The organism is Ktedonobacter racemifer DSM 44963, from assembly GCF_000178855.1.
In the GTDB taxonomy this organism is placed as follows: Bacteria; Chloroflexota; Ktedonobacteria; order Ktedonobacterales; family Ktedonobacteraceae; genus Ktedonobacter; species Ktedonobacter racemifer.
In genome coordinates this window covers 1,001,253-1,023,230 of record NZ_ADVG01000004.1, presented here as the reverse complement: position 1 = coordinate 1,023,230, position 21,978 = coordinate 1,001,253, and the positions used below count along the sequence as shown (strand labels likewise).

The 21,978-nt window shown below is 54.8% G+C and carries 18 protein-coding genes; 5 read left to right on the top strand and 13 right to left on the bottom strand.

Translation table 11 applies throughout. From position 1 onward, the window contains the following. Positions 1-316 precede the first annotated feature (316 nt). From KRAC_RS46165 to KRAC_RS46125, 9 genes are all read right to left on the bottom strand, one after another. On the bottom strand, positions 317-790 hold the full coding sequence (locus KRAC_RS46165; RefSeq protein WP_007919168.1) for an SRPBCC family protein: 474 nt from the start codon (positions 788-790) through the stop codon (positions 317-319). A gap of 42 nt (positions 791-832) precedes the next feature. Then, positions 833-1,081, bottom strand: coding sequence for an acyl carrier protein (locus tag KRAC_RS46160; protein ID WP_007919167.1), 249 nt, complete (start codon positions 1,079-1,081; stop codon positions 833-835). A gap of 109 nt (positions 1,082-1,190) precedes the next feature. Further along, on the bottom strand, positions 1,191-1,655 hold the full coding sequence (gene acpS / locus KRAC_RS46155; protein WP_007919166.1) for a holo-ACP synthase: 465 nt from the start codon (positions 1,653-1,655) through the stop codon (positions 1,191-1,193). After that, complete coding sequence (locus tag KRAC_RS46150) at positions 1,616-2,881, bottom strand: beta-ketoacyl-[acyl-carrier-protein] synthase family protein (protein ID WP_007919165.1); 1,266 nt, start codon at positions 2,879-2,881, stop codon at positions 1,616-1,618. The genes acpS and KRAC_RS46150 overlap by 40 nt, the downstream gene beginning before the upstream one ends. Beyond that, positions 2,881-4,161 (bottom strand): beta-ketoacyl-[acyl-carrier-protein] synthase family protein, encoded by a 1,281-nt coding sequence (locus tag KRAC_RS46145; RefSeq protein ID WP_007919164.1) that lies wholly within the window; start codon positions 4,159-4,161, stop codon positions 2,881-2,883. The genes KRAC_RS46150 and KRAC_RS46145 overlap by 1 nt, the downstream gene beginning before the upstream one ends. Before the next feature lie 5 nt (positions 4,162-4,166). Next, positions 4,167-5,198: a methyltransferase family protein gene (locus tag KRAC_RS46140; protein WP_007919163.1), complete on the bottom strand. Its 1,032-nt coding sequence runs from the start codon at positions 5,196-5,198 to the stop codon at positions 4,167-4,169. A gap of 10 nt (positions 5,199-5,208) precedes the next feature. Beyond that, positions 5,209-6,033: a cyclase family protein gene (locus tag KRAC_RS46135; RefSeq protein ID WP_007919162.1), complete on the bottom strand. Its 825-nt coding sequence runs from the start codon at positions 6,031-6,033 to the stop codon at positions 5,209-5,211. Between the two features lie 251 nt (positions 6,034-6,284). Then, entirely contained in the window at positions 6,285-6,701 is a 417-nt protein-coding gene (locus tag KRAC_RS46130) for a cupin domain-containing protein (protein ID WP_007919161.1), read from the bottom strand. A 371-nt stretch (positions 6,702-7,072) separates the two neighbouring features. After that, entirely contained in the window at positions 7,073-8,371 is a 1,299-nt protein-coding gene (locus KRAC_RS46125) for an FAD-dependent oxidoreductase (protein WP_007919158.1), read from the bottom strand. A gap of 252 nt (positions 8,372-8,623) precedes the next feature. On the opposite strand from KRAC_RS46125, the gene KRAC_RS63900 reads away from it, so the two are divergent. Together KRAC_RS63900 and KRAC_RS46115 are read left to right on the top strand one after the other, a co-directional pair. Beyond that, a complete protein-coding gene (locus KRAC_RS63900; RefSeq protein WP_007919156.1) occupies positions 8,624-9,322 on the top strand; it encodes a class I SAM-dependent methyltransferase in 699 nt (232 codons plus the stop codon). A gap of 163 nt (positions 9,323-9,485) precedes the next feature. Beyond that, positions 9,486-9,944: an ester cyclase gene (locus tag KRAC_RS46115; RefSeq protein WP_007919155.1), complete on the top strand. Its 459-nt coding sequence runs from the start codon at positions 9,486-9,488 to the stop codon at positions 9,942-9,944. 477 nt (positions 9,945-10,421) lie between these two features. On the opposite strand, the gene KRAC_RS46105 is transcribed toward KRAC_RS46115, so the two are convergent. Then, positions 10,422-10,715, bottom strand: a complete 294-nt coding sequence (locus tag KRAC_RS46105) for a hypothetical protein (protein ID WP_040447219.1) — start codon at positions 10,713-10,715, stop codon at positions 10,422-10,424. Positions 10,716-10,806: 91 nt separating this feature from the next. Next, positions 10,807-12,057 carry an alpha/beta hydrolase family protein gene (locus tag KRAC_RS46100; RefSeq protein WP_007919151.1) on the bottom strand — a complete coding sequence of 417 codons (1,251 nt, stop codon included), beginning with the start codon at positions 12,055-12,057 and terminating at the stop codon, positions 10,807-10,809. Between the two features lie 303 nt (positions 12,058-12,360). Here KRAC_RS46100 and KRAC_RS46095 point away from each other — a divergent pair, with 303 nt between their 5' ends. The 3 genes from KRAC_RS46095 to KRAC_RS46085 all read left to right on the top strand — a co-directional run bounded on the left by KRAC_RS46095 (position 12,361) and on the right by KRAC_RS46085 (position 16,511). Continuing rightward, a complete protein-coding gene (locus tag KRAC_RS46095) occupies positions 12,361-13,071 on the top strand; it encodes a response regulator transcription factor (RefSeq protein WP_040447216.1) in 711 nt (236 codons plus the stop codon). 138 nt (positions 13,072-13,209) lie between these two features. Further along, complete coding sequence (locus KRAC_RS46090; RefSeq protein WP_007919149.1) at positions 13,210-14,919, top strand: sensor histidine kinase; 1,710 nt, start codon at positions 13,210-13,212, stop codon at positions 14,917-14,919. A gap of 371 nt (positions 14,920-15,290) precedes the next feature. Then, complete coding sequence (locus KRAC_RS46085) at positions 15,291-16,511, top strand: FAD-dependent oxidoreductase (protein ID WP_007919148.1); 1,221 nt, start codon at positions 15,291-15,293, stop codon at positions 16,509-16,511. Between the two features lie 92 nt (positions 16,512-16,603). Here KRAC_RS46085 and KRAC_RS63895 read toward each other — a convergent pair whose 3' ends face one another. Together KRAC_RS63895 and KRAC_RS46075 are read right to left on the bottom strand one after the other, a co-directional pair. Next, positions 16,604-19,486, bottom strand: a complete 2,883-nt coding sequence (locus KRAC_RS63895; RefSeq protein ID WP_007919142.1) for an amino acid permease — start codon at positions 19,484-19,486, stop codon at positions 16,604-16,606. 215 nt (positions 19,487-19,701) lie between these two features. Further along, entirely contained in the window at positions 19,702-21,435 is a 1,734-nt protein-coding gene (locus KRAC_RS46075) for a serine hydrolase (protein WP_007919140.1), read from the bottom strand. Between the last annotated feature and the right edge of the window lie 543 nt (positions 21,436-21,978).

Here is a 21,978-nt window from a genome sequence, read left to right as displayed (position 1 = left end):
GTCGGTCTGCGAAGCCAATGCTGGAGACTCGAAAGGGACTTCAGAGTTGCGGTGGAGACTAGACACGAGCCTCCAACATTTAGGCGGAGGTGCTTGACATTCCCTCCCACTTACCACTTACTGCGAAAACATTCGATTATGCTATGGGTACTTTATTGACTTCTCGCGCCTGCGGCGTCATCTTCTTGAGTGTTGGTGGACTATGGCAGCTTACGGCTGCCATAGTCCGTCAATGCCCAACAGGAATTGTTCAGGGAGAGCAATGACCACGCTGTCAGCGCACCCTCGGCACAGTGTTTAATAAGAGATACGGTGGTTAGCTTACAGCCTCTGCTGCCAGCTTATCCGCCTGTCCAGACTCGATCTTCTCTTTGATATTCTGCTGGTTCTCTATGGTGTGAGCGTTCATGCGGTCAAGTACGACGGGCAGGGGATCGGGATATTTGGGATCGAGCTCGAAGTCCTGGATCCAGGTCATCTTTGTACCCTCTGGCGCGGCCTCGCAGGTCCACTTCAAGTGCATGTACGCGAAGGGATAGAGTGGCTCCTCGCGCTCAGCGGTGGCGACCATTTGCTGGTGGTCTAACAGGCGCTGAGAGCGCCAGGTGTTGCCCTCGGCATTGGTGAGCTGGAAGATCAGGCGGGTATAGCGGCCTTCGCTCTCGCGATTAAGGATCTTCGCGCCGTGGTACTCATTGAAGAGAATGGGCCAGCGCTCGATGTCATTGGTGATGTCGAAGACGGTCTGTGGGTCTTTGCGAATGATGATGCTATTTTGAATACGTGGCATGGTTGTTATCCTCCAAAATATATTTATGACTATTAACTGAAACTAGGAAACGGCTACCTGTTTGTCCATGAGGGCTTGCAGGAATTGTTCAACGTCGCTAAAGGTCTGTAATTTGCCCAGGGCGGCGTCGTCAATCGTCAGGGGGAGGCGCTTTTCAAGCGCGACCGCCATCTCGACGATTTCGGTGGAGTCCATATCCAGGTCATCTTTCAGCCGGGTTGTGGGCGTCACCTTGCTAATATCAATGTGCAGGTCCTGCATGACATGAAGAAGTTCCGCACGAATATTCATAGTTTCTATCCTTTTTCTCGTTAGTAATTTGTTTACAAAGTAAAAAGGGAATTGTGTGGGGACACCCCACGCCCCGGCAGGAGGGTCTCCCTCCTGCACCTCCCTTTTACTATGAAGCGATCACAGTGGCGATGGCCATGCCTGCGTCGTGCGAGATGCTGAGCATCAGGTGGGTGTATCCCAGGCACTCGAATGCGGCCTGCGCACGCCCGTGAAGCCTGATATATGGCTCGCCATATGTCCCATTCAGGATCTCGATCTCATTCAGGCCTACCAGTTGCCCCTGACTAGCCAGAATCTTTTTAACGGCCTCTTTGGCGCCAAAGCGGCCTGCCAGCGAGCGCCAGCGATAACCGTTGGCATTCTGGCAGGAGCGGCGCTCCTGGTCAGTGAAGATCCTGACCAGTATGCGCTCGCCCCAGCGGTCGTAGATATCCTGCATGCGTTGTATATGCATCAGATCTACGCCAAGAGCCTGTATGGTTGGCAGAAGCTCGAGCGACTGTATGGGCGATTGGATATTTGGTATCTGACTCAGGCCACGGTTGTCGGCCAGGCGCTCACTACCATACATGCGTTCACTCCTCCAAATCCGCGTGAAACGACGAGGGTGTTCTGGAAAGATTCCAGTTTCTGGGCGTTGCCGCGCACGAAGTTCAGGTCAAAGCCGGGTGCTGGCTGATCCAGGTTGGCAGTGGGCGGAAGCTCCTTCTTTGCCATGGCGCGTAGGGCCAGGGCTACATCTGCCGGGGCTGCCGCGCCAAGCATATGACCGATGGCGGACTTGGGAGCCGTAACCGGAACATCCTGGCTGCGTGTACCAAAGGTATCCTTGAAGGCGTAGACCTCGGTCATATCCTCCACTGGAATGCCGGAACCATGAGCGAAGATGGCGTCGACTTGCTCGGTCGCCAGGTTCGCGTGGCGCAGGCTCTTCTGGATGGTCTTAGCCAGGATATAGCCATGCGGCTCCACTGTGTAGAGCGGGATATAGCCATCGCTGCCTACTGCCCAGCCCTTGAGTTCGCCATGGATGGTCGCCCCACGGCGCTGTGCATGCTCCAGCTCTTCCAGAATCAGGAAGGAGCTACCTTCGCCAAGGACGGTTCCAGTATGTTTGCGCTCAAAGGGACGATAGGCCGCGTCTGGTTGCTTGTTACCATGGCGCGTGAGATAGCCCGCGGTCTGGCAGCAGAGCCAGGCGTATGGTGAGAGCGGCGCCTCGGTGCCGCCCGCGATAACCACGTCGGCCTGGCCACGGCGAATGACGTCTGCGCCATGAATCAGCGCGTAGGCGCCGCTGGCGCGGTCAGAGACAAAGGTACGCGCCGGGCCTTTGATGCCCAGGTTGATGCAGATATTGCCCTGGGGCGCCGCGGGGAACCAGGCCGTGGCCTGGTAGGGGCTGACCTCGCGTGCGCCATCGCGCCACAACTCGCGCAGTTCGCGCTCGGCGAACTCCCAGCCGCCGAGGACGTTGCCGACCATGACAGCGACGCGCTCCGGGCGGACGCCGTTCTCGGCATCCACGCTCAGGCGAGCGTCCGCCAGGGCCTGGTTGACCGTGGCGAGGGCCAAGTGCGTAAAGCGGTCCGTGCGTTTGACGGTGCGCGCTGGCAGCTCCTGTTGCGCGTCAAAGGTATTGGCCTGGCCCGCGACCTGACACTGGTAACGCGCGGGATCGAAGCGGTCAATGGTTTGTGTGCAGGCCTCTCCCGAACGAGCGCGCTCCCATAGCTCGTCCATGCCTATTCCCGCGGGTGTGATACACCCGATACCTGTGATGACAACCTTTTTCATTACTTCTCTCCTGGTGCTGCTCTCAGAACCATTGATGCGTGTAACCCGGCGAAGCCGCTGGCATTGGTGAGGATGACATCACCATTCCAGGGGCGTCCCTGGTTGGGCACGTAGTCAAGGTCGCAGAGGGGATCGCGCTCTTCATAATTGATGGTAGGATGAATATAGTGGTGCTCCAGGCTCAGGGCGCAGGTGACGATCTCCATGGCGCTGGCCGCTGAAAGAGCATGTCCCTGCATGGACTTGGTGCCATTGACCGGAATCTTGTATGCGTGATCGCCCAGGGCCATTTTGATCGCACTCGTCTCGCAGCTATCGTTCTGCGTCGTCGAGCTGGCGTGCGCGTTGACATAATCGATCTCTGTTGGCTGGATGCCGCTCTGCTCAATCGCGCTGTTGATGGCGCGGGCGAGGTCATCTCCATCGGAGAGTAGGTCGGTCATATGCAAGGCGTTGGAGGTGTTGGCGAAGCCTGTGATCTCGGCGTAGATATGCGCTCCACGACGTTTAGCGTGCTCCAACTCTTCCAGAACCAGGACGCCGCAGCCCTCGGCGAGCACGAAGCCATCGCGCTTGCCATCGAAGGGGCGGGAGGCGTGCTGTGGCTGGTCGTTATGGCGCTGCGAGAGGCAGTGAATGATCTCAAAGGAGGCGATGGTTACTGGCGTAATCGGCGCCTCGCTGGCACCCGTGAGCATGATGTCCGCGTCGCCATTCTGAATGGTCTCAAAGGCATAGCCAATGGCGTCGAGTCCGCCAATGCAGCCGGTCGAGAGCGTCACGCAGGGACCTTGCAGGCCCATAAGCGCGGATATCAGAATACCCGGTGTGTTCGACATTGAGGCCAGGAAGAGGTTGGGACTGACCTTGCTGGGATCGATCTCTTCGCGTCCCAGGTTGGTGACCTTGATAAACTCTGACTCCATCTGGCGTGTGCCACAGATAGCGGTTGAGAGGGCGACGCCGGCCCGGTCGCTGTCGATGGACTTCACATCAAGTTTGGCATCCGCGACAGCTTGCATAGCTCCCGCGATCGCGAACTGGATAAAGCGGTCCAGGTTCTGCACCTCGCGGGGAAGCCCAAGCTGCGCGGGATCGAAGTTATCGACCTCGGAGACAACCTGCGAGGCGAAATCAAATTTCTCAAACAACTGACAACTGGTTACCTGTGAGAGGTGTTTTGTCGCGCTGCGACCGGCAGATAATCCCTGCCAGTACTGTTCTTTGCCGATACCAAGCGGACTAACAACACCTAATCCTGTCAAGACAACTTTGCGCATTTCTTTTACCTCGAAGCTAAGAGTAAGGGGAGTGGCCCTATTCTCAGTTCTTTTATCTGTTCAAAACCAGTGGCTCGTAACCATGTATGGAACTGGGTCGTGGTGAACACGCCGCCTTCCTGGGAATTAAGGAAGAGACTCAGGCCAATCATCAAGGCCGCCGCTGGCCCGGTTCGCTCATCATTGGGCATGACATCGGCGAGGAGTAGCTTCCCATCTGGTTGGAGCAGGCGATAGCATTCGCGTAAGAGGGCCTGGCTCTTGCGCGCTCCCTTAAAGCGGCATACGTGACCAACGATAACCAGGCTAAAGCTCTCGGAAGGCAGCGAGCGTAGCTCCAACTGTGTGGGTTGAAGAAGGATACGCTCTTGCAGACCAAACCGGGTGACCTGTTCATGTAGGTCCGGGAGGAGACCTGGCTCGTCGCGCGCGATGATCTCGACCTGTGGATGGCGTAACGCCGTGGCAATGCTCCAGGCCCCGCTGCCCGCGCTGACATCGAGCACACGCCCTTGTAGCTCGGTATCTAGCTGTGAGGCGGCCTGCCAGGCCGCCGGAAAGACCAGCGGGAAGAGGTGTGTGAACATGCCAGGGTCTTGCTCACGGCCCTCGGGTGAACCCCAGTCTCGCCGCAACTGCTTCTTGCCTGTGCGCATGACCTCGGTGAGGTTGCCCCAGGTATCCCATTGCTCCATAACCGCGCTCAGGTGGGAGCCGATATAGCCCGGCTGCCCCTCTACCAGGTAGACTGCCGCGAGTGCGCTTAAGCTGTAGGCCTCGCGCTTCCGCTGGAGAAGCTCGAGTCCCACCAGGGCATCGAGCAAGATCTGTAGCGCCTGGACGTTGCAGCCTGCGACCGTTGCCAGCGCGGAGCAGGTGTGTGCTCCTCCCGCGATGTGCGTAAAGAGCTTGAGCTCAATTGCTGTATCAAGGACCCTGGCTCGAGCAAAGCCGAAGTTGATGTCTAAGAGTGGCGCGGCAATCGGTACCTGTAGGTAGGGCGCGAGCAACTCTTGATTGGGAATTTGCAGTACCATAATTCCTCTTTTACACAATCGCTACAGCACGAACCCAGGAGGCGCCAGCATCGCGAAGCGCGATGGGAAAGCAGGCAACCTGGAAGCCATGAGATTTCGGCAGGAGGTGCAGATTCGCTAGCCGCTCCATGTGGAAGTATTCGCGCTCTCGCCCATACATGTGTGTGGGCCAGAGCTTCTCCGAATCCTCGGTCGCGAGATAGGACTGAACCATCTCCATGAAGGGGAGATCGAAGCCGTTGGTATCGATGCCAATGACTTTGATGCCTTTCTCCACAAGCCAGCGAGTTGCCTCCAGCGTCATTCCCGGGTGAGCCGAGAAATACTCTGGTCGAGGCCACAATTTATCGGAATCCGTGCGTATGAGAACAATATCCTTGGGTTGTAGTTCATAGTTGGCGCGCACTAGGGCTTCTTGCAGATCGGCGACCGTAATGGCGGATCTGGGGTCCTTGTGCGAGAGATCCAGCACAACGCCATGCCCAAAGCAGTATTCAAGCGGGACCTCGTGAATACGGCGGGCCGGCTTCCCTTCACATTCGGGACCGAAGTGATAGGGTGCGTCAAAGTGCGCTCCACAATGCACCGAGACCGTGTAGACCTCGTTGCTGAGAAACTTGCCATCAGGAAAGCTGTGGCGATTCGCCTTATGGCGCAGGCGCAGGTAGCGCCGGAAGCCATTGAGCCTCTTGCGCAGGGACGCCTTCTTGGGGAAGAAGAGCGCGCGCCAGATCTGGTCACCGCCCGTGGTGTGATCGGTCGTGCGTATCCCTTCAAAGTTTGGATCGCGTGGATGGGGCTCAATAGGCAAGCTTAAGTCAATAATCTGCGGCATAATGTAGCTTTCAAACAATGCAAACAATGTGAAGGCATAGCCAGTGGGTAGCCATAGACGCTTCTGGTACGGATAAAAGTGTTGCCTTTCGGAAAACCTGAGCGCGAAGCGCTAGCCGCGAGAGCGGCGTTGGTTTTCGAATAAGATCTAATGGATGAATAATTGTATGGGTCTGGGAGGCCTCCCCCTTAGAGAAGAGGAGAGGAGGAGGCCTGGTTAGTTATATATAGCTTGACTGTTAAGGCCAGGAACTAGCGACGATGACCAGCGGTCTCCTCATACTGGTATGGCTCCTCGGTCAGGAAGTAGTTGCGGATGGGCGGGCGCTCCGTGGGAGCGACAACCAGGAAGCGGCAGGTCTCATCACTACCGGTAATGAAGCCATGAGGCTCGTTGCGAGGGATGAAGATAACATCGCCAGCGTTGAGCTTCACGTCGCGCTTCTCCTGCGGCAACTGAAGCGTCATCGAACCCTCGAGGATGAAAATTTCATGCTCCCACTCATGGTAGTGAGGAGGGGTCGAGCCATTGGGCATGACCTCGAAGAGGCTAAGGACGAAGCGGTCCGCGCCATCGGTAGTGTCAATGAGGCGCTTAATGGTGGCCTGCTTGGCACCTGGCTCGCGAACGATATCGGTTGGGACATCCTGAGAACGAAGGTGTTTCATTGTAGTAATCCTTTCTTGAATGCATACCGTCTACTAGTATTTAAGGACTAAGAACTAAGAGCATACTAGATCCGATTTGATCTGATCTCGCGTCACGCGCTTCTTATGCCCTGTTGAGTTAAGTATAGAGTACGGTAGAAAATAAATATTTAATTGCCTCATAACTAGTTATGAGTAGCTTGCACTAACAAATTACTGGAAAGAAAGAGATAAAGTTTCATGACTTTCGTCCATGTTCGCTAATGCCTGTGTACGCTACTTGCGTACACAGGCTGTGTAGGGGCAGAGCTTGCTCGGCCTCCGAGCGCAGTGATCTTCCCACGCGCCGGGTGTCGGCCTGCGTGTCGGGCGAGTCCATGCCAGCATGGACCCTACAATTTTGGCGCAGGTCGCAGCAAGCGCGGTTGGATGTGCTCTTGCCAGCCGCCGAGGGCTGTGATACGGGTGGGAATCGTACCAATCACGGGGGCGCGTAGCAGCAGGCGGGCGATTGGCGGTAGTTGGAAAGGCGTGCGTGCATTGAGAGATTTGACGATCTGTTGCTGGATCAGACCAACCCAGCCCTGGGCGATGCGTGTACGTAGCTCGCGTCGGCGCTGTACGGCGGCCAGATCGCTCTCGCTGAGTGTTTGGTCTAGCAAGGGCCTGGTGAGCAGATTGGCGGCGGCAATCGCGTCCTGAATGGCCAGGTTGATGCCGACGGAGCCGATGGGCGACATGACGTGGGCCGCGTCCCCGATGAGCAAGAGGCCCGGGCGATGCCAGCGCTCCAGGCGGCTGGATTCAATCGAGAGCAGCGAGACCTGCTTCCAACTATCCAGGTGCTCAACGCGATCAGCGAACCAGGGAACGCAGCTCTCCACCTCCCGCTGAAGCGCATCAATGCCTGCCTGTCTCACCTGTTGATAGGTCCCTTTGCTAATGGCGCAACCAACCTGCCATTTATCGCCGCGATCCAGGAGGATGATAAACATGCCGGGCGCGAAATGCAGTTCGACTGCTTCAGAGTGTGGATCGCTCTCATGGCGTGGGAGATGGAACCAGAGAAAGTCCAGTGGCGGCGATAGCGTAATGGGCGCCATATGTGCGAGACGCCGCGTCCAGGAGAAGCGTCCATCCGCGCCGATGGTCAGCGCGGCCTGTACCTCCACCTCACCCTCGGGCGTGCGATAGCGTACGCCACGGATGTTTCCCTCCTCTTCCAGCAGGCGCTCGACACGCGCCCCCATCACGAGCTGGAAGTGAGGATATTGCCTGGCCTCTTCCACCAGGAAATTGAGAAACCTGACCTGAGAGAGCTTCATAATATAGGGGTAGGGTGATTTCAGGCGACGGAAATCGTCAAAGGTAAGCTGCCTCTCTCCCATATGGAACTGGACGTTATAGGCCCTGGTATGGGGGAGTTGGAGCAGGCGCTCGGCGAGGCCGAGCTTTTGCATCTCTTCCAGAATAGATGGATGAATGGTATCGCCACGAAACTCGCGCGCAAAGTCTTTATGCGCCTCAAGTAGTATGGTAGGCACCCCTTGACGCGCGAGTAGCAGGGCGAGAAAGGCTCCAGCTGGCCCCGCCCCCACGATACAGCAGGTCGTCTTCTTAACCTCATGTATGTTCTCCTGCTGCGCGAAAAACTCCTGAACCTGTGGCCGCTCCGGCAACGCTTTACTCATCGAAAATTACCCTTTCCAATTGTTACCTGTATTGCTCTTATATTTCAGTATAGATAGCAATCACAAAGCGATCACACTTAGTAACAAAAATGTGCACTAAAAGTTGTGATATATGCCTATATAGAGTTAAAAGTGAAGAGTTACAATAGAAATAAGAACGCTTTGAGATACGCAAAAAATATTAAAAATGAGTAAAGACTCTCGTATAACTTTGCTCTACTTTTAATAGTTTTCGTTGAGAAAAGGGACGTTATGCGCCTATTTGCAGCCAGGTGGTTACGAGGGTTAGGGATTGTGCTCTTATGCCTCGTAAGCATTTTTATTACTGGCCAGGTATTTCTCCGTATCAGGCGCAGGCTTCACCCGGAACCCATGCCTCCTGAGATCGCGCCATACCTGGATGCCCCGCTCAGGCGCAAGCTCTTTGGCTCCCCGGAGCACATCGTAGAGCGCGCGGGCGTGGCGCTGGGTATGCGCGTCCTGGAGATCGGGCCGGGGCCGGGACTCTTCACGACCGTCCTGGCACGTCGTGTGGCTGCGGGCAAAAGCTCTGGCAGCGTCACGTGTGTGGAGGTGCAATCGAAGATGATTGAGCTGCTGCGCCAGCGCCTGGAGCGGGAAGAGGTGGGCAATGTGGAGATCATTCAAGCGGATGGTTGCCATATGCCTTTGCCCGAGGGGAGCTTTGACATGATCTTCCTGGTGACGGTCGTAGGCGAGCTTCCGTATCCAGTGGCGTTCTTACGCGAGTGTGCGCGTGTGCTCAAAGTGGGAGGCGTGCTATCGGTCACAGAGCAACTCTGCGACCCTGATTTCTGCCTGCCTGGTATGGTGCGCAGGTGCGCCGAAGCGGCCGGGCTGGAGGATGCCGGATATGTAGGCATCCCCTGGTGGTCTTATACCGCGAGCTATCGCAAAACTGTCTCTAATAGTGTTGTCTCTTCCCTATAAGGGAATACGGTGTTTCTACACTTTAAGAGGTGTGTTCATCAAAGAAAGGGGAGGTGCAGGAGGGTCTCCCTCCTGCCGGGGCGTGGGGTGTCCCCACAAAATTCCCCCCTCCTTACTTTGGAAGCAAACCGCTAAGTAGTACCTGGAAAGGATATACAATCTTATGTCCAAAGAGCAGAGCGAGCAACTGGTAAAACGTTTCTTCGAAGATGTCTTCAGCAAGGGTGACCGCGCGGTCGCCAATGAGATCCTGGCTTCGGACTTTGCCTTTTATGGTCCCCCCGATGGCATTCGTGGTGCTGAGGGTTTCCTGGGCTTCAGCAGTGAGATTCGTAGCGCCTTGAACGTCCAGTTCAAGATTGAGGTCATTATCGCCGACGACGAGAAGGTCGCCGCCTATGCCATCATGAGCGGTGTCCACCAGCGTGATTTCCACGATATTCCTGCCAGCGGTGTGCGCTTCGCCCTCCCACGTATCGACAACTTCGTCATTTATGACGGCCAGATCCATGAAGTGCGCACCACTTTTGATCACCGCGTCCTACTTGCGCAACTGGGTTCACCCGAAGAGGATGCCGACGATCACCTGACACACGTCGCGGCCCGCTCACAGCGTGCCTAACTATCTTCCCTTTTTCTGACTACAAATAGTAAATGACAGCGCTGTCACTCTGTAAGCAGTCTATGCGCTGACGGCGCTGTCATTCATAGGATCAAAGCCAGGAGGGAGTTGACAACGTTGTCAGCTCCCTCCTGGCTTTCCTGAACCATTGGGACCAAGAAAACCAAAGACATCTCCGCGCCTGACCTCCAGACTGATGTTATTGACTGCCGTGAGCGAGCCAAAGGTGCGCGTAGCTGATGGGTACGAATGACGTACTCGCTTGCGCCAATGTATGATGCTTCGTGCATTGTTCTCTGCTCCTTTGAAGCTTGTAGTAGGTTTCGCTCTGGAGTATAGCTGAGGAAGGGCTTTGCCGGGATCAGCGAGAAAGCGGAGATTGACTCAACGTTTTGTGGAGATAATGCGGTACTTTTGTCGTGGTGCTGTCTCAGGCCTCTATGGCAGGTATGAGCGATTTGTGTCCCGATCTTGGACTTACCCATGTTGACCAGTCCCCGCCTGGGCACCCTGGCGGCCCTGCATGCGTACCAGGCGCGGCAGGAGCAGGCAACCAGCAATCGTGAGCCAGAGCACGACGCCCGTCGCGAAGAAGCGCCCCAACAGTAGCGAGGCACCCCAGCCGCTGATGGGCGCCAGGAGTGCGCCAAGCAAGGTCATGCGCCACCAGCCAAAGTCGCGGTGGCGCTGTCCCGGCTGGGCGAGCCATGTCAACAGCCCCAGCAGTGCCCCCAGCAGGAGCCAGCCAAGTGTGAGCGATAGTTCTATCATCTGCAATCTCTCTTTCTTATTGTCCGGAGTGAAGGGATGTGGATTATGGAAATGCCGGGGCATTTCCATAATCCACATCCCTTCACCCAATTTATCCTGCCTGGAAGACCTGACTGATCAGGTTGAAGAGCTTTGAGCCATCGCCGATGGTCTGGAAGAAGTTGAGGTTGGAGCGTACTTCAACATGATCAAAGATATGGAATTCGACGTAGTTGTGTGAGTGATGCAGGCGCGTGAGATCCCGGTCGAAGGCGCGGGTCTCGGTGAAGGGCAGAAAGGCGTCGTTGCGGTCATGCAGCAGGTACACGGGCGCGTGAATCTCTTTGATGATCTGGCTAGTTGAGAGGCCCTGGAGCTGCGCGTGCATCGCGGGCGTTAGCGCGGCCATATTCTGTGCGACATGGTTCGGCGCTGTACCACTGAGAAGCTGATAGGCGGCGCGTCCCTCTGACGAGAGCTGATCCTGTTCTCCTTGTGAGAGTGGTGAGCCATCCTGGCTGAGGGCCTGGCGAATGAGTTCTTGCTCATAGACGGGAAGCTGTTCGGTGGTCACGTTGGCAAGCACCTGTAGCGCGTAGGCAGTTGGTTGCCAGGACTCGGTCTTGCCATCGTAGGAGATGGCGCGGCGCCCAAAGGTCTCAAGCAGGGTTTCAGCGTTATAGTAGCCGCCAAAGGCGGTGACATAGGCCACCTGGTCGCGAATATGGGGGTCCGCCGCCGCGTGCGTTATCAGTGGCACACCCGCACTAAAGGCGATCATGCCCGTGCGCTGGCCCTGTAAGGCGGGGAGGGCTTGCAGGTATTGATAGGCTTGCACCACGTCCGCGCTATCCTCTATAGAGACGTCATCCTGCAAGAGGGTCGAGGTAGTCATTGCCACGACAACGATGCCTGAGCGTGCCAGCGTCTGCTCAAGATTGATCAACTGTGGCACCTGGCGCTGGTCTCCCACTCCGGGTAAGAGCAGCACGCCCTGGCGCTCGCCATGGATAAGCGGAACCATGTCAGGCGTAAAGATATCCAGGTAGAGCATGCCATGCGAGGCTGGAAGCGCTTTTTGCGTATGCGTGATTGGTTCGCCCGCTAGTGTGAGCGGTAGCGGCTCTGAAGCCGTGAGCAGCGATGGAAGAATAAAGGTTGCGCGCAGAGTCGCCTGGCCCCAGGGGAGGAGCGAGGTGTATATGCCGCTAAGGAAAAGCAGCGCCAGCAAGAAACGTGCCATGAGAGAACCTATGGCACCGCGCCTCTGAGATTTGCCTTTCGCTATAGGTGTGGTCGCGAGAGTTTGCTCTCCCTCAGCGCCTTGCCCTGAGGGGTAATTATTCTGTGCCTCGGTTTGCATGCTAGCTTTCCCTCTTTTATTATGTATAATCCCGTACATGCATTGTGTTGCCAGTAGTATAGATGCTTTTCCTCTTAGTTAAAAGGGTTATTTGACCCATAAAAAGAGTATATTGTATGAGGTCGTGATGCCGGTTAGCAGCCGTAGGCTGCTAACCGGCATCACGACCTCATACAAACCAATACTTGTCGCAACTTTGTCGCAATTTATGGGTATATACTCTGTAGGGCCTGTATGCTATTTTCATGTCCAGTTGGCAAAGCTATAATAGAGCACATGTATAGAGGGGATGACGCACCTGTTATGGAGAAGATACTACTGGTTGAAGACGAGAACGACCTGGCAAAGATTGTTATGCGCGAGTTGAGGGGCGCGGGATACGAGGTATTTCATGCTGAGGATGGCCTGAAGGCGCTGGATCTGCATGAGCGCCACCAGCCAGATGTGGTCTTACTGGATTGGATGCTGCCCCGACTCAATGGACTGGAGGTGCTGCGGCGCTTGCGTCAGAGCTCAGCGACCCCCGTGTTAATGCTGACGGCTCGCAGTGAGGAGGCGGATCGCGTCATAGGACTGGAGATCGGGGCCGACGACTATCTGACCAAGCCTTTTAGTATGCGCGAGCTTGTAGCGCGTGTGCGTGCCCTGCTCAGGCGCGCCGAATTGATTAAGTTGACTATTAGCGCGGACCGCCGTGTGGCGAGCGAGGAGCTATGCCTGGGCAACCTGCGCCTCAATCCTCAAACGCACGAGGTAACCCTCGACGGTGCGCTGCTGGATTTGAGTCCTACTGAATTCGCGCTGCTGCAACTGCTTTTGCGCAGCCCCGGGCGTGCCTTTAGCCGCTCCTATCTTATTGAAACGCTCTGGAGTGGCACCTACATCGGTGGTGACCGTTCGGTTGATAACGTCGTCTTGCGCTTGCGCAAAAAGCTGGGCAAGCTGGGCGATTCCATTGAGACGATCTGGGGCATCGGCTACCGCCTGCACAATGGAGCATCAGGTAAAGTGTAGGGTCCACGCTTGCTTGGACTTTTGTCGGGGGAGAGAAATGCTTGACTTCCTGGACAAGGCCATGCCAGCATGACCCCTACAGAGCGGGCAGAGTAAAATGGTCAGGAGCCTGGAGTTTGTGGCCTGGAGACATATGATATGGGAAATACATTGATCAGGAAGATGCGCGAGTTCTGGTTTCAGACGCGTGGCTGGCAGGCCTTGCTCGAGATGGTACTCATTCAGGCAGTGGTGATCATTACCTGGTGGCTGTTTTTTCGTGCGCGGATGGCGGACGAACCTAGAAGCTTAATGAATAATACAGTCACATTTTTCCTGTTTTATTGCCCCGTAAGTGTGTTCTGGAGTACCATGCGCTGGCGTACGTCAAAAGTGCGTCCCTGGCGCAGACAGGTGGGTGTCGAATTTCTCATGGCGGCCTGTGTGCTTGTGATTTTCCTGCTTGAGATGGTTTTTTTGGTCTGGACCCCTTTCCCTTCATTATCGGGTCTGAACGCGATCATTTGGTCTGACTATGCGGATCGCTTTCGATCCACTGATGTAGCGCATGCTCCGGCAACTTCGCTTATTATTGATGTCTTCCTCTCTTTCTGTAGCGCCGGTTTCTTCCTGTTCCTGCGAGCAGCGATTCGTGTGCTCCAGGCCTGGAATCGCTTGCGTAAGCAGCATTTGAGCTGGGCGCTTACCCATGCGATTATGATGATTCCCATGTTTGGAGTGGGAGTGCTCTCGCTTTTTATTTTATTCGCGAGTGCTTTCTCTTACTCAAAACCAGAGAACCTGCCGCTCTACCTGTTCTTGAACCTGTTCCTTTCAGGGGCCGCGATCGCGGCGATTCTGGTCTTTGTGTTACCCCCTGTCTTACTTTTCTCGAACTTCTTCGCGCGCCGTATTACGCAGCGCATAGAGACGCTTGTGAGCGCGGCCAGTGCCATGCGCGCGGGCAATTATAGCATTCGCATTCCGGTACAGGGCGAGGATGAGGTGGCGCGGCTACAGAACGACTTTAACGCCATGGCCGCCCACCTGGAAGAGACGCTGCATGAGCTTCAGGAGGAGCGCGACAACGTTGCGCAACTGCTCAATGAGCGCCGGGAGCTGGTTGCCAGCGTCTCGCATGAGCTACGTACTCCTGTGGCGACGATGCGTGGCTATCTTGAGTCGACCCTGGCCAACTGGAATGAGGTTCCTCCCACCATGTTGCGCCAGGATCTGAACGTTATCAACCAGCAGACGGTACGTTTGCAGGGGCTGATTGATGACCTCTTTGCCCTGGCGCGGGCCGAGGTTGGCAAATTGAAGTTGCGCTGTGCTCCCAGTCATGTGGATGTGTTAATACAGCGCCTGGTGGATGTGTTGGCGCCCCTGGCCTGGCGTGGTAGTCGTGTTGAGATCATCGCCGATGTCGCGGCGAACCTGCCGCAGGCTCTGGTTGACGAGGCCCGGCTGGAGCAAATTCTGCAAAACCTCCTCAACAATGGAGTACGACATACACCACCAGGAGGTATTATTTCTGTTAGTGCGCAGGCAGATCTGGCACATGAAGAGATAGTGCTGCAAATCAAAGATACGGGTGAGGGTATCCCCGCAGAAGAACTGTCTCATATCTGGGAGCGCTTCTACCGTACGGAGAAGTCGCGCGAGCAACCTGCCTCTGGGACCGGCCTGGGACTGGCGATTGTCAAGGAGATGACGGAGGCTATGGGGGGAAGTGTGGAAGTTGAGAGTGAGGTGGGGTTGGGGACCTGCTTTACCCTGCGTTTTCCCCTGGCGGTGCAAGATGTCGCGCAAGATATTACCGCTAAGATGCCTATTACGAAACTGCTGGAACAGCGGCAGCAGCACTAGACGAGCATAGGAGTTATGCCCGGCCGGTGCGCTGCATCTGCCCCAAAGTGGTAAGCAAGCAAGATACGGATACGTTGTCTCGATGTTGGATTACGCCTCTATCTATAGGAGCGTTTCGTTTCCGCTCCTGTTGTTACTATATCCCCTGCCCAGAAAAGATGTGTTTAATTTTATCTATTCTATAAAGAGAGGGAGGTGATGAGGACAGCCTGAGACTGTCCTCATCACCTCCCTCTCTTTATAGATAAAGTGCTTTTCAAGTATGGGCGTATGATGGGCTTAAGTATAGTAATTATCCAGTAGTATCGTACCATGCTTGACTGTTATGCTTCATCATTTAGGAATAGGCACGAGAGAGGTAAAGTAGAGATATGTTAGATACGTCTGTTTCGGTCTCACAGACATCATGTTGTATTGTTGGTGGGGGGCCTGCCGGTGCTATGCTTGGTTTGCTGCTGGCTCGGCAGAATATTCCTGTTATGTTGCTTGAATCGCATATGGATTTTGACCGGGATTTTCGTGGCGATACCGTATTTCCCTCGGTCCTGGATGTGGTGTATGAGCTTGGCTTGATTGAGAAACTGATGAAGATTCCGCATACCAAGATTTCAAAGCTGAGTATGCAGACGCCGAAGGGGGTAATCTCTCTAGCAGATTATTCGCGCCTGCGGGTTCGCTTTCCGCATGCGACGATTCTGCCTCAGCCTAACTTTATCTCGATGCTGATAGAGGAGGCCAAGCAGTATCCGCACTTCCAGGTCTTGATGGGCGCCCAGGTTGATGGCCTGTTGCTGGAGAATGGCAAGGTATGTGGGGTGCGTTATCGTGGTCAGAGTGGACGTGGTGAGATACAGGCGCAACTGGTTGTCGGCGCGGATGGTCGTTTCTCACGTGTACGCAAGATGGCGGGCCTGGAGCCTCAGTTCGCGGAACCCACTATGGATATTCTCTGGACGCGCCTCTCGCGCAAACCATCCGATCCTGAGCTGGCGACGGTCATCCAGTCAGATAAAGGAATTCTCTCGGTCTCGCCGCGCCCAGATATCTGGCAGCTTGGCTATCCTATTCCCAAGGGGAGCTATGCTCGTGTGCATGAGCGGGGTCTGGAGGCGTTGCGTCGCTCGATTGCCAGTATCGAGCCACTGTTTGAAGAGCGCGTCAATGAGATTAAGGATTGGAAGCAGGTCTCGGTCTTCTCTATCCAGACTTATTGCCTCAAGCGCTGGTATGCGCCGGGCGTGCTGCTGATTGGAGATTCCGCGCATGCCATGTCTCCCATTGCAGGCGCGGGCATCAATCTCGCGGTCCAGGATGCGGTGACCGCCTCGAATATCCTGGGTGATAAGCTGAAAGCTAAGGATGTGCAGCTAGCGGATATGGAGCAGATTCAGCGTGCTCGCATGCTATCGGTCAAGCTGATTCAAAATCACCAGCAGAAGTTGCAAAAGCGCCTGGTGAAGCCCCTGGAGAAGGAGGGGACGCCACTCAGCCTTCCGCTGATGATGCGCGTCTTCTTTAGCATTCCCTTCTTGCGCGATATTCCTATGCGCGTCCTGTTATTTGGTTTGCGCCCTGTGCACATCAAAGCCTGACCTTTCGCGCCTGCGGCGCTCAGGGTATGGAATGAGGATGTGGTTGACGAGCTTCGCCCGTCAACCACATCCTCATTCCATACCCTGACTTACTATTCTGTTATGGCTTCGACCAGGTGTTGGGGGAGAAAGGGTTCGCTGGCCTCGGCTGTGATGTCTGGCAATTGGAGGACCTGTAAAAAGGCTTCGACGACTGTGGAATCAAACTGGGAGTCCGCGCAGCACTTGAGTTCCGCGCAAGCCTCTTCATGGCTGATGGGTTTGCGGTAGACGCGCCCTGAGATCATGGTGTCATAGGCGTCGACAACCGAGAGGATACGCGCGGCCAGTGGAATCTGCTCGCCGGCCAGGCCACCGGGGTAGCCCTGGCCATCCCAGCGCTCATGATGCGCGCCAATGATATAGGCGACAATGGCGAAGGTCCCGCCGGCGCGTGAGAGGATCTGTCTGCCAGTGTCCGGATGGCGTCGAATAACCTCCCATTCATCTGTGTTCAGCGGCCCTGGCTTGTGTAGAATGCTATCTGGAACGGCGACCTTGCCGATATCATGGAACATGGCGGCGAGGCGCACGTTATGGATTTCCTCCGATCCACAGCGTAAACGACGGGCGACGGCCTCCGAGAGGTTAACCATGCGTTGCGCGTGCTCATATGTCTCTTTGTCATAGGCTTGCATGGCGGCCAGGAGGGCGCGTGCCGTGCAGATCTCCTCAGAGGAGAAACTGCCCAATCCCGAGACGGTAATGATCTGGTGGGCGCGCTCTTCTGCGAAGACAATGCAGACACGATTGCGACCGCTATGCTTGGCGCGGTACATCGCGCGGTCGGCCTGCTCAAGCAAGGCTTCGCGTGTCTCGCCATGATAGGGATAGATGGAGATACCGATACTCGCCGTAATGGTTAGCTCAACCGGTGTTGCGTTCTCGTCGATATCCCAGATGAAGGGTTTTGCCATGATCTTGTGACGAATTTTTTCAGCGACCTGAACGGCCTCAGAGACATTACTGTGACGCAGTATGACCGCAAACTCTTCGCCGCCGTAGCGACCCACAAAGTTTGTTATGCCAACGGTGTCTTGCAGGCGTATGCCAACCTCGTGCAGGACAGCGTCGCCTGCCGGGTGCCCCCAGCTGTCATTGATCAGCTTGAAGCGGTCTAAATCCACGAAGAGGAGGGCCATGGATTCCCGCGTTTCGCTGGCCTCGCGTAGAGCTGTGTCAATGTATGCGATGACTGCCCGGTGGTTTGGCAGGTTGGTGATGGGATCGGTTACTGCAGCGCGGGCGTTTTCACGATAAAGCTGATCCACGGCTGTGAGAAGCTCCTGCTGCTGGGCAACGAGAATCTGTTGTTCGTGATATGCCTCCTCTAGCTGGTTGCGTAGTGCCTGCTCACGTGTATTGACTTTGCGCAGTGTCGTCAGCAGAGTATGTTTCCGTGGTATCTCGGCACAGAGCCAACCAATGACAATAGCGATGAGGGTAAAGGTGACGACGGTAAAATTCCAGCGCATTTGTGAAAAGATTGTAGGTGCCCAGGAATGGCCAATAACCTCTACGATGCCAATCAGCATTGTGATAATGCCGAAGCATGAAATAGCTACAATCCAGGCACCCTCACGTCCGCTAATACGGGCCTCTAAGCGTGAATGGCGAGAACGATTTTTTAAGTGCACAATATAACGAATGACCATGGCGAAGACCTGGATGGCAGCCAAAAGCCAGATAATTGTAGTAATAGCACGTAGGAAAAGGTAGAAAGGGAGACCGTGCTGTGTGCTGATTGGATTAAAATCAGATATTCCCGTTAGAAGCAGGTCCATCAAGAGAACAAAAGCCGCAGTTATCCCTACCTGAACCAGTAAACTCATATAGGGAATGCCCTGGCGGTTGATGCGCGTTAGCCTTTCGGGTAACATCCCATCGCGGGCGGCCATAAACAGGAGACGTGAGGACATCGTGATGAACAGCACAGTCTTTCCGGTCGTACCGATAAGAAAGAAAATGAGAACAACTTTACTTATCGCTAGCCCGAAGGTGTTTTGAATCGCAGCAATACCTGTTTGTATAGGGACAGGATTGTTTTGTTGGCCGAAGAATAAGAGAATACCTAGTGTTGAGAACAGGTAGAACGAGAGGATGATGGCATAGCTCCTCCAGATAAAATTACCCACGTTGCGGCCTCTATCAGGATGCTGATTTTTCACCTCGCTCGTCATGATGTATGGAGCTTCGCCTCCCAGCAGACCCCAAATGGCGATACTAAAAAATTCCATATGCTGCGGTCCTGGCAATATGGTAGCTGAACTTGTCGCCGGGGCATGCCCATTGAGGACCCAGAGATAGCCTGCCAGCCCCAGGAGAAGAATCTGAAGCATATTGAGGATGAGAATACCTGCGAGAATATACTTGAGTTTACCTAGAGGAATAAAGATGAGTCCCAACACAATGGCTGTGAGGCATAGCAAACCCTCTAGCTCCTCAACAGGTGTAGTAAATAGAGGTAAAGCAAATATTTGGAATATTACCAGACTACTTATGAGGGAGGCAATAGTGGCGAAGAGTCCCGCGAGCCAGAAGAAAAGCCCCGTAATTGATCCCCATTGTGGTCCTCCCAGAGCCGTAATCCAGCGATACTGTCCTCCATAACTGGCAACGCGTAGCGAAAGCCAGCGTGAGATAATGATGATAGGAAGGACAATAAGGAAGGCCAGGAGCCAGTAGATGAGTGCACCGTACCCTACACCGCCTGCTATGCTAACGGGTGTAAACATCAGGACGGTGAGCAAGGAGAACACCAGCAGGTCTCTTTTAGTAAGCGTTTTTGGGAGCTGGCGCAAGGCATGAACAGGCTGGGTGGCTTTCAGAGGAACGTTTGCATCGATATCCAGGCGCCTCAGAAAGGGATCCTGGTCTGTGTGGCGCTCAGGTGTAGGATTGTTATGCGGTTGAGCCGGAGTAGGGCTGGTTTCCATTGGTGGCACTCCTTATATACGCGCACCTTCTTATAGTCTTGATTGTTGATTCTACCTGCTCACTGTGTCGCTATGTTTTATTCCAGTGTAGGCCCATCTGTATAGGGACTAAAGTCCTTAATTTTTATTGCTGGTAGCAATAAAGAGAGAGCGAGTGACGAGGACCCGGGTGGGAATTCGCCCACCCGGGTCCTCGTCACTCGCTCTCTCTTTATTTACTTCTTTTTGGCGTTGAAGACGCCATAGGGGAGTGTTAGTTTGCCTTCAATGACCTGGCCTTCAGCATCCTGCACAAAGTTGATGCGTATGCCTGATAGACCTTTGACGTGGAATTCTGTCTCTTTATAGGGTAGGAGCTCGTAGTCGGGTTGACCGAGAATGGTTGCCTGGAGCGTCTGTTCGCCCTTGAGGACGACGACCATAATTGTATCAAGTACCTCATATTCACCGATAAATTGCTCCAAAAAGCTCTTCTCGGTGAGCTGCTTGTTGATGCTGCGTTTGAAGACGATATCGCTGGCGGTGGGCTCTAGCGGAACGATGAGGGTATCAATATCACCACGGACATTGCCCTGGAACGAGGCCTTGAGGTTGATATCGAAACGCTCGATCTCCAGGGAGAAGATATCGTAATGGTAATGCTTGAGCGGCGCTTTCATCTGGTTAAACTCGGCGTATAGCTCTTCGCCTTCCAGAGTTACTTCAAATGTGCCATAGCCTGGATGCGTATAGGTTCCCACATACGCTTCAAGCTGGTGTGATGGTTGAGTGTCTGGTATGCGCTCGCCTGCGTCCTGCTCCTGGCCTTGCTGCTCCGCTGCTTTGAATTCTTCACGAGTTTTCTGCGCGCGCGCGTGCCAGTCCACTCTCTCCAGGCCCACCAGGTACTCAAATGCCGCGTAGGTCAGGAGAGTTGGTACAGGGGAGCCACTCATATTTGTCAGCACGGCGATACCAATATTCTGGCCGGGGAAGAGCGAAACGAGGGAGCTAAAGCCGTCAATATTGCCGCCGTGATGGATCATGGGGTAGCCACGATAGGGCTGTACAAACCAGCCCAGCGCGTAGCTGGCAAAGGGGCGTTCGGGATAGTTGTCCACGCCCGGGATGACCATCTGAGGGGAATGTAGCTGTGTTACCTGACTCTCAGAGAGGATGCGCTGGTCGTTGTGAAGCCCCTTGTTCAGGTGTAGTTGAAGCCAGTTGCTTAGCTCTTCGATATTAGAGACGATGGCTCCCGCGGGTCCAATGGCACCCTGCGCCCCGTAGAAAGCCATCTCATTGACCTCGCCCTTGCTTTCCTTGTAAGGATGGGAGAAGTTTCCAGCCTGCTCGCTCGTCTCCACAATAGAGAAATTACTCTGGCGCATGCCGAGCGGCTCGAAGATGCGTACACGTACAAACTCTTCCCAGGTCTGGCCGGTAATCTGCTCAATCAGGTAGCCTGCGGCCATGTACATCAGGTTCTGGTACTGCCAGAGAGTACGAAAGTCTTTGGTCGGTTCCAGATAGGGCAGGCGCTCAAAAAGTTCTTTTCGGCTGGCGGTTGAGTTATACCATGCCAGGTCATGGCGCGGCAGGCCGGAGCGATGCGAGACCAGATCGCGAGCCGTCAGGCGCTCGCTGGCAAAGGGATCCACCAGGCGAAAGGTAGGGATGTAGGTGCGAATCGGTGTATCCCAATCCAGGCGTCCCTCATCGGCCAGGATCGCGAGAGACGCTGTCGTGAAGGCCTTGCTACATGAGGCAATGGGGAAGAGCGTCTGAGGTGTGACATCCAGGTCATGTTTTGTATCGCGCTTGCCGAAGCCTTGCTGGAAAATAACCTGCCCATCTTTGACAATCGCGATAGCTGTTCCCTGGACCTGCCATTCCTTCAGCATCTGGTGGACAAAGGTGGTGAACTCTTCCAGGCGAGGGGTCGTTGCAGTCGATGGATTTTCGGACACAGTATATCCTTTCTCTGCTAGCGCCGCTTCAAACATGCGACGAATGTGTGTACTGAAAACAAGTACGCATCTTGTCGCTGATCAGTTGCAAGACAGACGGGGTGCTGTAGGCGCGAATGCAGATTTTGAGGTATACTGTGCGTAACAACGTTTGTCTATAAGGTGAACACCGCTGTCAAGAACCCCCACATTGAATGTGTCTGTCTTTTACCCACATTTTACAATCAGATTTTGTGGAACAGCACAGGAGGCTAACTCCCCCTGTTGAGTGTTTCACAAACACATGAAAAGCGATTGGCCTGTGAAGCCCCTCCAAAAAGATGTGGGTAAGAATCAGCATTGAATGTGGGGGCTTGCTCAAACGGCTAGAGCAAAGCAATTCTTGGACTAGTGGGCTTTGTTTTTCGGAACAGACAGCAGCGTGAGGGGCTACAAGGATGTCCACGGACGCCACCCTAATCCGTACCACTCCTAGCCACGCCGAAGCTGATGCTACGGATACAATCGTAGCTACGCCTCTCATGCCACCACGAAGGGTCATAT